The sequence below is a fragment of the Agarivorans sp. 1_MG-2023 genome (genome assembly GCF_030548385.1).
In the GTDB taxonomy this organism is placed as follows: Bacteria; Pseudomonadota; Gammaproteobacteria; order Enterobacterales; family Celerinatantimonadaceae; genus Agarivorans.
The window spans coordinates 236,728-250,186 of sequence record NZ_JAUOSJ010000005.1 but is presented as its reverse complement, the minus strand read 5'-3'; the positions used below and the strand labels follow the sequence as shown (position 1 = coordinate 250,186).

Below are 13,459 nucleotides of genomic sequence, written 5' to 3'. Positions count from 1 at the left end.
CAAAGTATATTCGAGTATACCTAAGTATTAAAGACCATTAAGGTAAAGCTTCGTGATTCAAATCATCCCTAGGGATCCAGGAGCAAACTATGCCGGGCACCATGAAAATTGATATGCACTCACAACACTTTCCGTTAGGCGAGTCTTTACAAGATTACATTCGCCGCCGTATTAACTTCGCCTTAGGTACCCAATACGACAATATCATGCGCATTGCGGTAAGGCTTTCCGATAGCAAAGACACCAAAGGTAGTGCCGGTAAACGCTGCCAAATATTAGTTAAACTTGCCGGCCAAGCCGATGTAGTGATTGAAGATATTCAAGCTCAGCTTTATGTCGCAATAGACCGTGCAGCGAGTCGAGCTAGCCGCTCTGTTACGCGTAAAGTCGCACGCGTGCGTAACAAAGCCTTACGTGCGCCACACATCAGTGTTGAAGATTATTATGGCTTACAGGATAAAAACAATAACTTGCATGATGACGAGGTAGATCCGCTAGATGATGAATTTCTAAATGAGGAATACGCTTATTTTGACCCACAACAGCAGCTTGACCTTCCCAACACTCAGCAGCCCATCAAGGAGTAAATATATGATCTCCAATTCCCCTTCGCAGCCAAACGAGCTAGCTAATGAGTCGGTTTATGCTAGCAATAAAGTGATTCGCAATACCTATGCACTGCTGTCGATGACACTGTTATTCAGTGGCGCAAGTGCAGGGCTATCTATGGCCTTAAATCTGCCACATCCGGGAATAATTCTGACCTTAGTTGGTTACTTTGGGCTGCTGTTCGCCACCGTAAAGTTGCGCAATAGTGGCTGGGGGCTAGTGAGTATTTTTGCCTTAACCGGTTTTATGGGCTTAACCCTTGGCCCTATATTAACCGCCTATTTGAGCTTACCTAACGGCGGCATGATAGTGACTCAAGCCATGGTGGCCACCGCTGTGATATTTATCTCGCTATCGGTGTACGCCATCACCAGCAAAAAAGACTTTAGCTTTATGGGAGGCTTTTTAATGGTGGGCATAATCGTTGCCTTTCTTGCAGGATTGGGCGCGATATTGTTCTCGATTCCGGCCTTGTCATTAGGTGTATCGGCAATGTTTGTATTGCTAATGTCGGGCTTAATTTTATATGAGACCAGTAACATTATTCGCGGGGGCGAAACTAACTACATCATGGCCACTACGTCTTTATTTGTCGCCATTTTCAACTTGTTCACCAGCCTGCTGCATCTTCTCGGCTTTTTAAATGGCGACGATTAACCCAGCCAATGAGGAACTATTATGAGTATTCAAAATCTACTTAACCAATTTATGGGTAGCTCCGACAGTGCCAACCAAAACGCTCCGCAAAGCCAAAGCGTGCTGGGTTCAATCAGCAATAACATTCCAGGAGGATTAGCAGGAGGAGCCGCCGCAGGCGGACTAATGGCCTTGCTAGTCAGCAATAAGTCTGCACGTAAATTTGCCGGCAAAGCAGCCACGGTAGGTGGCGCAGCGGTACTTGGAGGCTTGGCCTTCAGTGCATTTAGCAATTGGAAAAAGCAAAGCGGCAGTAAATACAGCGCAGATACCAGTGCCCAAATGTCAAAAGTGAATCAACAAAGCTTTAGCTCTTCTGCCACCTTAAATGACGATTTTCAATTAACACTGATTAAAGCAATGATCGCCGCCGCCAAGGCAGATGGCCACATTGACGAAGCCGAACAACAGCGAATATTTGAAGCCGTAGAGCAAATGGCCTTAAGTGATGAAGCCAAAGCGACCTTGTTTCAATTGATGCGCCAAACCATCACCATTGGGGAGCTAGCCAATGGAGTTGACAGCATTGAGCAGAAATCTGAACTTTACTTGGTATCTTGTATTGCGATTAACGTAGACAACTCGGCTGAGCAAGCGCATTTAGATGGCTTGGCGTATGCCTTAAGGTTGCCCTTTGATCTTGCTGAACAGCTACAAAAACAAGCCCAACAAGCGCTCGACCAAGCGGCTTAAATACTAGCCTTTCACTTACTGGCAGGGATGCTAGTGACTATCTTTAGTGGTTTGTCGCGCAACTAAAGATGTTGAGTGAACAATTTGCTATGATTAGTCGCATTCAACACCCATGAGCTAACAACGTGAACCGCAAAAAGAAAATAAACGATACTTTGAAAAAAAGAGCTAAGAAAGCCAACGCCAAAAATCAGAAAACCAATAAACCGCGTTATATTTCTAAAGCTGAACGTGCGGCAATCGAAGAACAACAAGCCAACGAAACGACTAACGATAGCGCAAAAGCCCCAGCTGAATAAGCGCTAGCACCCACAGCGCTCTCCCTTTCAAAAATAAGCCGGCTACCCCCTCTGTGGCTTACTATCAAACGGTTCACTATCAACACGCTTATGCTTGCCTTTAGCCTTCTATTTTTTCCATTCTATTAAGTGATTCATCAACGTTCATGCAAGCATGAGGCAGTTCACAATAGCGGGTTTTCGCAATCCAATTATCAACTTTCACAGTGCTCACCTTATAAAAGGGAGGATAAGGTAGCCAACAAGCTGAATACAGTTCAAGGAGTATGACACATGCACCAGCATGCAATTAAAACCGGATTTTTCAAAGTGGCTGCCGTCGCAGCGGCTTTTTGTGCGTTACAACTAAACGCAGCTCCATTGCGTGACGTAGTAAAAGACCAAGACCAATTTATTGGTGCGGCGCTAGAAACACGCCACCTTCAAGACAAGCAATTTGCCGAAACACTGGCCCGCGAGTTTAACCAACTCACCCCAGAGAACGAAATGAAATGGGGTTACCTGCAGCCAGAACGCGGTAAATTTACCTTCGACAAAGCCGACCAGCTAATTGACTTTGCCCAGAAAAATAACATGACGGTTCGTGGTCATGCGCTAGTGTGGCATATTCAAAACCCTGCTTGGTTAGACGAAGGCGAGTTCAGCAAAGAAGAAATGCTGAAGATTATGGAGCAGCACATTACCGAAGTAGTGAGCCATTACAAAGGCAAAGTACAATACTGGGATGTAGTGAACGAAGCCTTAGATGACAACGGTGGTTGGCGCCAAACTATTTGGTACAACACCATTGGTGAAGAATACATTGCTAAAGCCTTTGAATTTGCCCATAAGGCCGATCCTGATGCGATTTTGGTTTATAACGATTACTCAACCGAGGGTAAAAGCCCTAAAGCCAATGCTGCTTACCGTTTAGTTAAAAAACTAAAAGAACAAGGGGTGCCTATTCATGGCATTGGTACTCAGGCTCACTTAGTGGTTGGCGTAGCACCACGAGTAGCTGATATTGCCGCCAACATTGAACGCATTAGCGAACTCGGTTTAGAGTTCCACTTCACTGAAGTTGATATTCGAATTCAAGGTGAAGCAAGCGATCGCTCATTGCAGCAGCAAGCTAACATGTATGAAGATCTAGCCAAACTAAGTGCTTATTTTGATAACGTTAACTTCTTTACCACTTGGGGTATTAGCGATAAATACAGTTGGATACCACATTGGTTCAAAGGTTTTGATCACGGCTTGTTGTTCGATAAACAATACAAAGAAAAACCGGCTTATGTGGCGGTAAACAAAGTATTTGATGAAAAAGCAAAAGGCACCTTTGATTGGGCACCGCCTGCTCCACTAGCCGATACAGGTCGTCGCTTTGAGGCCTTTATTAGTAATGAAGCAGAACAACATCTCAAACTAGATGGTCAAGCGGCTAAATGGAAAAACGCGGTATTCTACCCGTTTGCTTACAACCAATTAGGCGGAAAAGACTTAACCTTACCTGCCGAGTCTGATATTTCAGGCCGCTTTGCTATGTTGTACAAAGACAATACTTTATATGGCCGTGTTGAGCGTAAAGACGATAAAACAGTTACCAGTAATAAAGCTCAAGTATGGGAAAATGATTCGGTAGAAGTATTTCTTGGCTTTGGTGAAGAGTTTGCTCAAATTCGCGCTTTAGTTGGTGAAGAGTTTGCCCCTAGCGCTTTCCAAGCAGAGATTAAAAACTACTGGAGTGAAGATGGTACAGTGATGGAGTTTTCTATTTCTCCTAAACAAACCACCGAGCTGGCGGGCGCAACCTTAGGTTTCAATATTGCCTTAGCAGACAACGATGCTGGCGCAGACGCGGGTCGTCATGCTCAACTCTATCCAGTACCAGGCACCAACAATGGTTGGCAAGGGCACGACTTTGGTGAAGTATTCTTTACCGCGCAAAACCGCGAAATTAGCGAAGGCCTAAAAGGCCAAGTGGTTAGCTTTAAAGCCGAGCCACTAAAAGACCTAGACCCAAGCGCTGAGTTTAATCTGGCACAGTGGGCAAATGCTTACCATTACCCGTTTGCCTTTAACCAACTCACTCCAGATGACCAAACACCGCCTAGCCAAGATATTATTCACGGCACATGGCGCGTAGCATACTCTGGAAATACTTTGTACGGAGTGGTTCATCGCCAAGACAATGTAACAGTAACTAGTGGTGATGATTGGCAAACAGACAACGTTGAAATATTTATCAAAGTTGGTGAAGAGTTTGTACAGTTCCGCAGTATTGTGGGTCAAGACTTCCAGAAAAATAGCTTCCCAGGAAAACGTGTAGCTAAATGGAATGACGATGGCACCATCATGCAGTTTGCTATTGAATTGCCTGTTAAAGACTTGGGCGGCACCACCATTGATTGGAACATTGCCCTAGCCGATAACGATGATGGCAGCTCGCGCAGCTCTCAGCTTTACCCGGTTCCAGGTAACAATACCGCCTACCTTGGTGAGCAGTTAACGATTTTGGAATTTGTTAAATAAGCTGTCGCCTTACACCATAGAGCCCCGTTTATTGCGGGGCTTTTTTTTGCCCTCTCCTCACACGATTAAAACTCTGCGATTCCCCAGTGATCGCAGCCGTTGATCTACCACTACACTAAAGCTTACTATTAGCTAGCCGATAGCTAATTAAGTGCTTGTATAAACAAATGCTTAGTTAATTTCCCAAGAGGCCTGCAATGAGTTTTGAGTTGTTCAAGAAAGCGTTCTTCACCATGGTGCTAATCGCCATTGGCGGTGCGGCCTTAAGCTATATGTTCATTTACCATGTGAAAGGCCGTGGGGTAAGCGCCAAAGATGGTTGGATGTTTGATATTGCTGGCTATCATCAAGCTACTCGTGAATCTAAACTCACCAATAAACCAGTATTTTTATATCTGCGCCGCCAAGCTTGTCAGCGCTGTATCGCCTTTGAGCAAGATTACCTAAATGATCCTGAGCTGAAACGTATTCTCAATGAATATGTAAAGGTGCAGGTAAACATAGACACCGATCGAGACCACGAGCGCTTTGCTGATCAGTTCAACTTAAACACCTACCCCTCTATGTTTATTATGTTCGACCAAGAACACCCCGTTTCTACTTACTTGGTACTGGAAATGGCACAAATTTGGGTGGCCCGCGACACGTTAAAGAATGGAAACTTTATGCCGCTTTCGCCGACAAGCTTTCGTTTATCTGTGACCCATGCGACAATATTGGCACGAAAAGCTGCCAGCATGGACGACTCAAACAGTGAAACACCCCCTTAAGTTTATAACCTTCAGTTTATTTGTCGTTTCACTGTTATCTACTAGCTTCACCAGTTCTGCCAGCGCCATGTTAGAAGGCCCGCTAAATAATGATTGGGGCATCGCCTTTGGCTTTCGTAATGCCAGCATTCCCTTTCGCTCTGAAACCAGCAGCGTTTCTGATGTGGTGCCTTTGTTCTTTTATAAAGGTGAACGGGTCTACCTAGATGGGCTAGCCGCCGGTTATAAATTTTGGAAAGACGATGATTTCGATGTAGCTGTTATGGGACGCTACCGCTTCTTCGATATTCCTTCTGAGTATCAAAATCAAATCCGTGGTGACGGCATAGATTACGGATTACGCAGCCAATGGCGCTTTAAACCCGACTATTCCTTTAACACCGAGCTGCTAAGTGATGATGTGGGTAACCTACACGGTAATTTAGAGCTCACTTGGCAAAAGTTTTACAAACGCTGGTATTTCGCGCCTTACGCTACCGCTCATATCAAAAGCAGCGACTACAACACCCGTTATTACGGCCTAGAACTGTTTGAGACCAAAGCCGACGTAGATATTAAAGCCGGTATAGATATGCGCTATCAAGTATGGCGAGACTTCTTTTTAGTCGGCCGCTTAGGCGGGACGTATTTAGGCCACGAAACGCAAAAAGTCGATATTATTGATAAAGACTTTCAGTTTGAAAGCTTTATCGGAATAAGCTTCTTTAACAAGCAGTATCAAACCACTTCAGGTGATTGGCCAAAAGGCTATTTACGGGTTTCCCACGCTTGGGCAACCCCTTCTAACCTTGGCGATATCATTCACCTCAAGGCAGAAAAAGACGAATACAATAACCAGCTCAGCTCAATATTTTATGGCCACTTACTCAGCGAAACCTTGTTGGGCTACCCGATTGATGTATACCTAACACCCGGCTTGGCTTACCACCACAGTTCAGAAGTTCAAGATCCTATTCTGGAATATGTCATCGCGTTTAAGGCCTACTACACCTTTACTTGGCCTATTCGCTGGCGCTTTGGCGTGGCCGAGGGTTTATCTTACGTGACTAACATTACTTACATTGAAGAAGTAGACCTAGCCGAAGATGGCAAAGGCTATAAACCCAGCAAGCTACTTAATTACTTAGATTTCTCTTTAGATGTAAACCTTGGTGATTTATTTAGAAAACCCGAATTAGACAACATGTGGCTAGGTTACAATATTCACCACCGTTCCGGTATTTTTGAGAACTCTTCACTATTTGGGCGGATTAAAGGCGGCAGTAACTACCAAGGACTTCACTTCCAATGGCATTGGTAGGGTTTATTGCTTAGTAACGTTTAACAAATACATTGCATGATGAGGGCGTCTTCTCGCCCTTGCTCGTGGCAAGGGTAATAGGCTTTACGCCGGTCAATCTCGCTAAATTCAAAACGTTTATAAAGCTGCTGAGCCTTATGGTTGCTAGCACGAACTTCTAGCAGTATGTGCAGCCACTGTTGCTGCTTTGCCATGTTAAACATGGCCTGCATAAGCTGCTTTCCTAAGCCTTGGCCTTGAGACTCTGGGGCGACTGCGATGTTAATTAGCTCGGCTTCTCCAGCCACCACCCGCAAAACGATATAAGCCAACAAGCGTTGCCCTTGCCACAACCCTAAGTTGCGATACAAGCCGCCAAAATTACTGGCCAGCAAATCTCGGCTCCAGGGGTGCGAATGGGCTTTTTGCTCTATGGCTAACATCAGCGGTACATCCATTAGCGATAAAGGGCTTAACTCTGGTTTAAGATCTGGCTGCATATTTGTTGCCATAGTATTCGTTTAGCTTGTTTGTTATTGGCAAGCTGCTCTGGGTCACAACGCAGCAACTGTGGTAGTTGGGGGGGAGTCTCACTGGGCTCAGCCCACAATACCCAGCCCTGATAACCTTCTGGAAAGTGCTCGGCGCTGGTACAGTGTATATCTGCCCAATCAAGCTTCATGGCGGCTACAATGCCTTTAAACAAGTCAAGGTGCAGCTGCAAAACCTTCGCATTAATCACCACAACCAAAGGCCAAGCAGGGAGCTCTTGCAAGGGTTTAGCCACCAGTGTCTCTCTGGTTAGCCAAACATCTATCCCCATTTCTTGAAGATAATGATGTGCTTTTTTATCTATCATTACTTGCTTCTATTTGGTCACCGGTAGCCATAGTTAGCGCGGCTTTTTGTTTAAGCTTAAGGTAGCTTTTCCCGAGCGTTGCGAGCGGGACTTTTGAAACTTATCCCGCGTGTTGCTACTCGCTGCTTTATTGACAAATACCGTTTTCTTACCAAGCCCTTGTTTAGGCTTTTCTGCTCCAGTGGTTTGAGTAGGCGCAGTTTTACTAGAATGCGTTACCGCTTGATTAATCTCGGCCATCTCGGCTTCAGTTAAGTTACGCCATTGCCCTGGGCGTAAATTGTCTAAACTCACATTCATTATTCGGGTGCGTTTTAACTTAGTCACTTCGTAACCTAGGTGTTCACACATGCGGCGAATCTGCCGATTCAAACCTTGAGTAAGAATAATAGTGAATACAAATTTGCTGTTCACCCTTACCTTACAGGGTTTAGTCACCGTATCTAAAATAGGCACACCACGCGACATACGTTCTACAAAGCGTTCGCTTAGCGGTTTATCTACGGTAACAACATATTCTTTATCGTGGGCATTTTCGGCACGCAGAATTTTGTTAACAATGTCGCCATCGCTGGTAAGAAAAATCAAACCCTCAGAAGGTTTGTCTAAACGCCCAATGGGAAAAATACGCTGCTTGTGACCAATGGCATCAATAATATTGCCTTTAACATGCAGTTCAGTGGTGCTGGTAATACCTATTGGCTTGTTATACGCAATGTATACGCGATCAGATTTATTGCTAGCAATGGCCTTAATCAGCTTGCCGTCTACCGCTACTTTATCGCCTGGCTGCACTTTAGTGCCTAGTTCTGGCTTACTGCCATTAATGGTGACACGCTGCTGTTCAATCAGTTTGTCGGCTTCGCGACGCGAACAAAATCCAGAATCACTGATAAATTTATTGAGGCGTTTTTCGGTTGATGAGCTCACAAGAGGTTCCACTAGCTAGTTAACGCGCCTATTAAACCATAGAACAGCAGGCTGAATAAGCGCTTTTAGCCTTAGCCAGCCATTTGCTCGGCCATTTCTCGGCCCTGACCGCGGATTTTGTCAATGGTAACGTAAAATGACGAAGGCAATACCAAAGCACCAGAGTTAGCATGGCTAGCAAAATAATCGATTTTTGCGGCTTTGCTTTCTAGTTGATCCCAATCTTTATGTAACTGGCAAGCAAAGTGCAGCACCAACGCCCGCAAGGGTTCTATATTGGCCGCATCAGGATTGACATGAAATTCAATGGTGTCGACTAGGCGAGGAGCAAACTTCCATAGGCGAGCCAGCTCAGCACCCAATTTAGCAGTAGTAGTGCCTAACACCTCTAGTTGCACAGATTGAGGATCTTCGCCTTCAGCTTCTCTCTCCGCTATTTTGGTCGCCAACTCGGGGGTGAGGCTATACACCATTAAATCACCAATATTATGCAAGATACCGGCGGTAAACATTTCATTGGGGTCTATGCGTACTTTTTCAGCAATAGCACTGGCAATGCTAGCGATTTCAAAAGTATCGCTCCAAAACTCACGCATATTTAAATTGTTCACTCGCGGAAACGAGCTGGTTAGCCAAGACACAACAATCATGGTTTTAAGCGGGGCAATGCCTAAACGAATCACCGCTTCGTTAATCGAAGCAATAGTACGACTTCGGCCAAAATGTGCAGAGTTAGACAATCGCAATACACGGGCGCTAATCACCTGGTCCATGGCAATTTTCTTAGACAACATCGAAAAATCACAATCGGGGTCATTAAGCATGTTAACCAGCTCTTGCACCACACTAGGTACTTTAGGCAATTCGTTAACACGGGATAGCAACTCTTGTTCCGTCATCCAAGTCTCCTGCTAGAGCGTTCGCCCTGTTAACCAAAGCGAATAACTTGTGCGCTGTATACGCTATCTAGTACTACTTTATGCCAGTGTGAACAAGGACTTCAAGCAACAGCCGTAAATAACAACCATATCAGTAGTTAACAAGAGGGTAAAGCAAGGTTTTGTCAGTAGACGCTTTTAAGGTAATTCTGCTATGGGAGGGTGGCGTTAAAACGAAATATTGGAGCTTGAATAGCTACTTAGAGTCGATGAGCGCATGACTTAAGACAAGCAATACACGTTTGCCAAGCTTAGTCACTGTATTGCCACGTTGAATGATGTGTTCTGCTACACCGGGATAGGAAACGCGAAGTTTATGAGCCATTTCATCACCTAAAGCAATATGTTTACTTTAGCGTATAAAATATAAAGTGACTCTGCCCCCTTTTATTCTTTCAACCGATTGATAAAGTTAATGTTATCTCCAATGTCTAACTTAAGTTTCTCAACGCTCTTGATAGCGTGATTTTTCGCAACAAACTCATAATAATCGTTATCTAGTTGCAAATCGGTCAAAGATAAAGATGACAGTTCATTGTAGAAAAACGACGCTAACGTACAGATATTCTTTATAAAAGTTATATCAGGCACATCGCCATTCTTTACATCAATTTCATACTCAACCCTAATAATACTCGTTAGCTCGTCCAGCGACACTAATAACGCATATTTGTCTTGTTCTTGAAGTTTATTGAAAGCAACTTCAATCAATTCAAATATGTTCCAATCATTACGCTTCGATAAGCGAAATAATTTATACAAGACAAGTCTTCGGTCTTGCTTGTAGCGGAAATTATCTGCTTGAGTATGGTCTCTATCCATCGAGTAAGGGAAACTCGGTGTACCTTGTAAATAGCCAGCGAGCAAACCATCAGAAAAACGCCCTTCCCATTGCTGTCTTAACTGATTTCTAATTGATACACGTTTGTCAATCATCTCTTTTTAAACCTTCTAGTACTGTTACTTCAACATCAGGGTCTGAAATATCTTGAGAATCAATCAATCTTTCTTCGTACGATTCTGATGTCAAACCTACTGATTTGTATTCTGACGTTTCACCATTTAATTTTGGTGGGCGATGATATTCATTACCTTTATCTGCTGTTGGCATTCCGAGTCCCTTTGCTTTAGGGTTAGCTATATCAATCCTAGCAGCCTCTTTCCCTAAGGCTTCATCAACAAGGCCAATTTCAATATCATTGATACTGTTTGCTTTGTGGATAAGTTTATCAGCTTGATATTCTGGTATAGTCCACGTTTGGTCACTAATATGCGTCACACCTTTTCCATCTTTAACGTATTCTGCATTTGTAAAGCTTGTAGCACCATTCTCAAATCCTTGCTCACCACGTTGGTTAATCCGTTTATTTAGATCTGGCTCGTCCCATTTATGTGTCCCTGTCACCTTTGAATCTACAGTATTAGGTTGTTCAACATCAGGCAAATCATTAAAGTCAAAATCAACATCAGTCACATCATCAGCAACCTTAGTCCCGAGCTTTAACGCCTCCTTCGCAGCCAGCTTAGCCGGAGCCTTAGCAACAGGTCCTCCTAGGCCGCTAATTTCTTCAACTAATCGCTCTGCAGCTGCTTCTGTAGCCGGAATAAAAGGGGTCAGAGTCACTTTATCTCACCTAGTCTATATGCTTTCGCCAACCTTCTCTTCTACCGCGAATGCTTTCCGTCACTCTCAGACCCGTTAGTGTTTCTATTTCTTGTTTAAATTGTTCGCTGCCTAATGCCAAACCTTTATGGGTTGCCTGGCGAATATCATTAAGCTGCTTTCCTTCAATATCATTGTTAAACAAAGCGCAATAAGCTTGTTGCCGCTCTGTCTGTGAGTGACCTAAACGGACATACAACTCATGCTCACTCTGTAAGCTGCTGCGTTTTCCTAAGGCACTGCACTGGTAACTAGACCACGAGTAATCCGCAGGGTCACTAACCATGTTAGCGCGCACTGGGTTTAGTTCTATATATCGGCAAACTTGCATAAAGTAAGCTTCGCTCTCGATTAAACAAGACTTAAATCGGCCTTCCCACAACGTGCCTGAGCGTTGGTAACGGCGGTTAAAATAAAGAACATACATACGCCCTAATGACTGCATCATTTGTGATATTGCTGTTGCAGTGGAGGGTGTGCAAAGTAAGTGAACATGGTTGGTCATTAGCACCCAAGCGTGGATAGCCACATCGTACTTCTTAGCGTATTGCTTTAGCCAAGTCAGGTAGGCTTTCATATCTTCTTCATTTTTATCACCTTTAAGCTCACCCTTTAAGACAAGCATAGGCAATTTAATTTGACTCTGACCCCTTTTATTTGACCCCTTTTATTAGGAAACGCGAAGTTTACGAGCCATCTATTATCACCTTCAAGTTCACTCTTTAAGACAAGCATAGGCAATTTAATTTGACTCTGACCCCTTTTATTAATTTTTTAATTTTTGATGATGTTCTTTCTAGGTTTATTTTCTTTATCTATTAAGTTTTCATCCCCTTTAAAATTAACTGTGTATGAACACTTATTGATCGCCATTCCAGTCCTAGTGTCACTTTTTCTGCTGGGGGAGGTGCGATTTTTTTTGGGGGGGGAGCTTTTGTTATAGGCGTTTATTTTCGGCGTAGAAAATAAACGAATAAAATCGTGGGGATCCCTCAGACTCTGACCCCTTTATTTCCTTTTATTTTGGATATTCGAAGTGTGTTTTAGCTTTTCCATTTTCATCGAGAGTTAAGATGAAGCACTTCCACTCACCGCCAGTGCTTTCCTTCATTTCTTTATTTAAATCAATAACTAAATCCATAACCAACCATGATGGATCATCTAACAACGCACTTACTTTTTTACCTTCTTTAATAAAAGAAAATTTCTCCTCTACAGACTCACCATCAATGCTAAAGCTACATGTTGCACTTTCATAGCCAGCTGCTGCGCTCTGATGAATAATACTAGAGAGTTGATTTAAAATATCTAATTGCTTATCAAGAGTGTTCATTTATCCGCCATGTTCATTTTTGAACGTTTTTATAACAATTTCTCCGTTTACCGAGTATTCAATCCTTAGCGCCTCAGGTCTAGAAGAAGCTGGATCAACTCGTTTAAACACTACATTTACTGGTCCGACGACATCTCCCGCTTTTAGAGCCTTTCGAATGTCGTTTTCTAGCTTCTTATAAGCAGTATTATTGAAATTTCCATTTTGAGGAAACAGGTTTTTATCTGCTTACCTGCATGAAATACGCTTCACTCTCGATTAAGCAAGACTTAAAACGCCCCTCCCACAAGGTACCAGTGCGCTGATAGCGACGATTAAAATACAACACATACATTCGCCCTAGCGAATGCATCATTGTTGAAATGCCCGTTGCTGTTGAAGGTGTGCAGAGTAGATGGACGTGATTGGTCATTAATACCCAAGCATGAATAGCCACTTGATACTGCTTGGCATATTGCTTTAACCAAGCAACATAGGCTTGCATATCTTCGTCGTTAGCAAAAATAACTTGGCGATTATTGCCACGCTGAATGAGGTGCTCCGCCACACCGGGATAAGAAACACGAAGTTTTCGCGCCATTCTATTACCTAAAGCAAGATGTTTAGCTCAGTGTAGGCAATATAAAGTGACTCTGACCCCTTTTATTTAGGTAATTCTGCTATGGGAGGGTGGCGATAAAACGAAATATTGGAGCTTGAATAGCTACTTAAAGTCGATGAGCGCATGGCTTAACTTAGTCATTGTATTGCCACGTTGAATGATGTGTTCTGCTACACCGGGATAGGAAACGCGAAGTTTACGAGCCATCTATTATCACCTTCGAGTTCACTCTTAAGACAAGCATAGGCAATTTAATTTGACTCTGACCCCTTTTATTG

The 13,459-nt window shown here is 43.6% G+C and carries 18 protein-coding genes; 7 read left to right on the top strand and 11 right to left on the bottom strand.

The annotated features are described in order from the left end of the window. Positions 1 to 89: 89 nt before the first annotated feature. The 7 genes from Q4592_RS09455 (at position 90) to Q4592_RS09425 (ending at position 6,878) form a co-directional block, all read left to right on the top strand. Positions 90 to 587 (top strand): HPF/RaiA family ribosome-associated protein, encoded by a 498-nt coding sequence (locus Q4592_RS09455; protein ID WP_303512207.1) that lies wholly within the window; start codon positions 90 to 92, stop codon positions 585 to 587. 4 nt (positions 588 to 591) lie between these two features. Continuing rightward, positions 592 to 1,266 carry a Bax inhibitor-1/YccA family protein gene (locus Q4592_RS09450; RefSeq protein WP_303512206.1) on the top strand — a complete coding sequence of 225 codons (675 nt, stop codon included), beginning with the start codon at positions 592 to 594 and terminating at the stop codon, positions 1,264 to 1,266. Positions 1,267 to 1,287: 21 nt separating this feature from the next. After that, positions 1,288 to 1,998: a tellurite resistance TerB family protein gene (locus Q4592_RS09445; RefSeq protein WP_303512205.1), complete on the top strand. Its 711-nt coding sequence runs from the start codon at positions 1,288 to 1,290 to the stop codon at positions 1,996 to 1,998. A 125-nt stretch (positions 1,999 to 2,123) separates the two neighbouring features. Beyond that, positions 2,124 to 2,297 (top strand): DUF2986 domain-containing protein, encoded by a 174-nt coding sequence (locus tag Q4592_RS09440; RefSeq protein WP_303512204.1) that lies wholly within the window; start codon positions 2,124 to 2,126, stop codon positions 2,295 to 2,297. Positions 2,298 to 2,570: 273 nt separating this feature from the next. Next, the gene (locus Q4592_RS09435; protein WP_303512203.1) at positions 2,571 to 4,808 is read left to right on the top strand and encodes an endo-1,4-beta-xylanase; all 2,238 of its coding nucleotides are present in this window, start codon (positions 2,571 to 2,573) and stop codon (positions 4,806 to 4,808) included. Between the two features lie 197 nt (positions 4,809 to 5,005). Next, positions 5,006 to 5,578 (top strand): thioredoxin family protein, encoded by a 573-nt coding sequence (locus tag Q4592_RS09430; RefSeq protein WP_303512199.1) that lies wholly within the window; start codon positions 5,006 to 5,008, stop codon positions 5,576 to 5,578. Next, positions 5,562 to 6,878 carry a MipA/OmpV family protein gene (locus Q4592_RS09425; protein WP_303512197.1) on the top strand — a complete coding sequence of 439 codons (1,317 nt, stop codon included), beginning with the start codon at positions 5,562 to 5,564 and terminating at the stop codon, positions 6,876 to 6,878. The genes Q4592_RS09430 and Q4592_RS09425 overlap by 17 nt, the downstream gene beginning before the upstream one ends. A gap of 20 nt (positions 6,879 to 6,898) precedes the next feature. On the opposite strand, the gene rimI is transcribed toward Q4592_RS09425, so the two are convergent. From rimI to Q4592_RS09375, 11 genes are all read right to left on the bottom strand, one after another. After that, on the bottom strand, positions 6,899 to 7,357 hold the full coding sequence (gene rimI, locus Q4592_RS09420) for a ribosomal protein S18-alanine N-acetyltransferase (RefSeq protein ID WP_303512195.1): 459 nt from the start codon (positions 7,355 to 7,357) through the stop codon (positions 6,899 to 6,901). Further along, on the bottom strand, positions 7,330 to 7,716 hold the full coding sequence (locus Q4592_RS09415; RefSeq protein ID WP_303512193.1) for a DNA polymerase III subunit psi: 387 nt from the start codon (positions 7,714 to 7,716) through the stop codon (positions 7,330 to 7,332). Before Q4592_RS09415 ends, rimI begins: the two co-directional genes overlap by 28 nt. Positions 7,717 to 7,749: 33 nt before the next feature. Then, on the bottom strand, positions 7,750 to 8,646 hold the full coding sequence (rluF, locus tag Q4592_RS09410; protein ID WP_303512192.1) for a 23S rRNA pseudouridine(2604) synthase RluF: 897 nt from the start codon (positions 8,644 to 8,646) through the stop codon (positions 7,750 to 7,752). A 71-nt stretch (positions 8,647 to 8,717) separates the two neighbouring features. After that, on the bottom strand, positions 8,718 to 9,545 hold the full coding sequence (locus Q4592_RS09405) for an HDOD domain-containing protein (protein ID WP_303512190.1): 828 nt from the start codon (positions 9,543 to 9,545) through the stop codon (positions 8,718 to 8,720). 235 nt (positions 9,546 to 9,780) lie between these two features. After that, entirely contained in the window at positions 9,781 to 9,909 is a 129-nt protein-coding gene (locus Q4592_RS09400) for a hypothetical protein (RefSeq protein WP_303512188.1), read from the bottom strand. 62 nt (positions 9,910 to 9,971) lie between these two features. After that, positions 9,972 to 10,520: a hypothetical protein gene (locus tag Q4592_RS09395; RefSeq protein ID WP_303512186.1), complete on the bottom strand. Its 549-nt coding sequence runs from the start codon at positions 10,518 to 10,520 to the stop codon at positions 9,972 to 9,974. Next, on the bottom strand, positions 10,513 to 11,208 hold the full coding sequence (locus tag Q4592_RS09390; protein ID WP_303512184.1) for a hypothetical protein: 696 nt from the start codon (positions 11,206 to 11,208) through the stop codon (positions 10,513 to 10,515). The genes Q4592_RS09395 and Q4592_RS09390 overlap by 8 nt, the downstream gene beginning before the upstream one ends. 10 nt (positions 11,209 to 11,218) lie before the next feature. Then, on the bottom strand, positions 11,219 to 11,824 hold the full coding sequence (locus Q4592_RS09385; RefSeq protein ID WP_303512182.1) for a transposase: 606 nt from the start codon (positions 11,822 to 11,824) through the stop codon (positions 11,219 to 11,221). A 441-nt stretch (positions 11,825 to 12,265) separates the two neighbouring features. Next, positions 12,266 to 12,580 carry a hypothetical protein gene (locus Q4592_RS09380; protein ID WP_303512181.1) on the bottom strand — a complete coding sequence of 105 codons (315 nt, stop codon included), beginning with the start codon at positions 12,578 to 12,580 and terminating at the stop codon, positions 12,266 to 12,268. Then, complete coding sequence (locus tag Q4592_RS21800) at positions 12,581 to 12,796, bottom strand: hypothetical protein (protein WP_368509297.1); 216 nt, start codon at positions 12,794 to 12,796, stop codon at positions 12,581 to 12,583. It lies immediately after the preceding gene. A gap of 4 nt (positions 12,797 to 12,800) precedes the next feature. Next, positions 12,801 to 13,160 carry a transposase gene (locus Q4592_RS09375; protein ID WP_303512180.1) on the bottom strand — a complete coding sequence of 120 codons (360 nt, stop codon included), beginning with the start codon at positions 13,158 to 13,160 and terminating at the stop codon, positions 12,801 to 12,803. Positions 13,161 to 13,459: the final 299 nt, after the last annotated feature.

Bases quoted from the DNA above. Each gene is read 5' to 3' on its own strand.
- Q4592_RS09385 (WP_303512182.1), bottom strand. From the start codon at position 11,824: ATGAAAGCCTACCTGACTTGGCTAAAGCAATACGCTAAGAAGTACGAT.
- Q4592_RS09445 (WP_303512205.1), top strand. From the start codon at position 1,288: ATGAGTATTCAAAATCTACTTAACCAATTTATGGGTAGCTCCGACAGT.
- Q4592_RS09455 (WP_303512207.1), top strand. From the start codon at position 90: ATGCCGGGCACCATGAAAATTGATATGCACTCACAACACTTTCCGTTA.
- rimI (WP_303512195.1), bottom strand. From the start codon at position 7,357: ATGCAGCCAGATCTTAAACCAGAGTTAAGCCCTTTATCGCTAATGGAT.
- Q4592_RS09400 (WP_303512188.1), bottom strand. From the start codon at position 9,909: ATGGCTCATAAACTTCGCGTTTCCTATCCCGGTGTAGCAGAACACATC.
- Q4592_RS09415 (WP_303512193.1), bottom strand. From the start codon at position 7,716: ATGATAGATAAAAAAGCACATCATTATCTTCAAGAAATGGGGATAGAT.
- Q4592_RS09435 (WP_303512203.1), top strand. From the start codon at position 2,571: ATGCACCAGCATGCAATTAAAACCGGATTTTTCAAAGTGGCTGCCGTC.
- Q4592_RS09430 (WP_303512199.1), top strand. From the start codon at position 5,006: ATGAGTTTTGAGTTGTTCAAGAAAGCGTTCTTCACCATGGTGCTAATC.
- Q4592_RS09380 (WP_303512181.1), bottom strand. From the start codon at position 12,580: ATGAACACTCTTGATAAGCAATTAGATATTTTAAATCAACTCTCTAGT.
- Q4592_RS09405 (WP_303512190.1), bottom strand. From the start codon at position 9,545: ATGACGGAACAAGAGTTGCTATCCCGTGTTAACGAATTGCCTAAAGTA.
- Q4592_RS09395 (WP_303512186.1), bottom strand. From the start codon at position 10,520: ATGATTGACAAACGTGTATCAATTAGAAATCAGTTAAGACAGCAATGG.
- Q4592_RS09375 (WP_303512180.1), bottom strand. From the start codon at position 13,160: ATGGCGCGAAAACTTCGTGTTTCTTATCCCGGTGTGGCGGAGCACCTC.
- Q4592_RS09450 (WP_303512206.1), top strand. From the start codon at position 592: ATGATCTCCAATTCCCCTTCGCAGCCAAACGAGCTAGCTAATGAGTCG.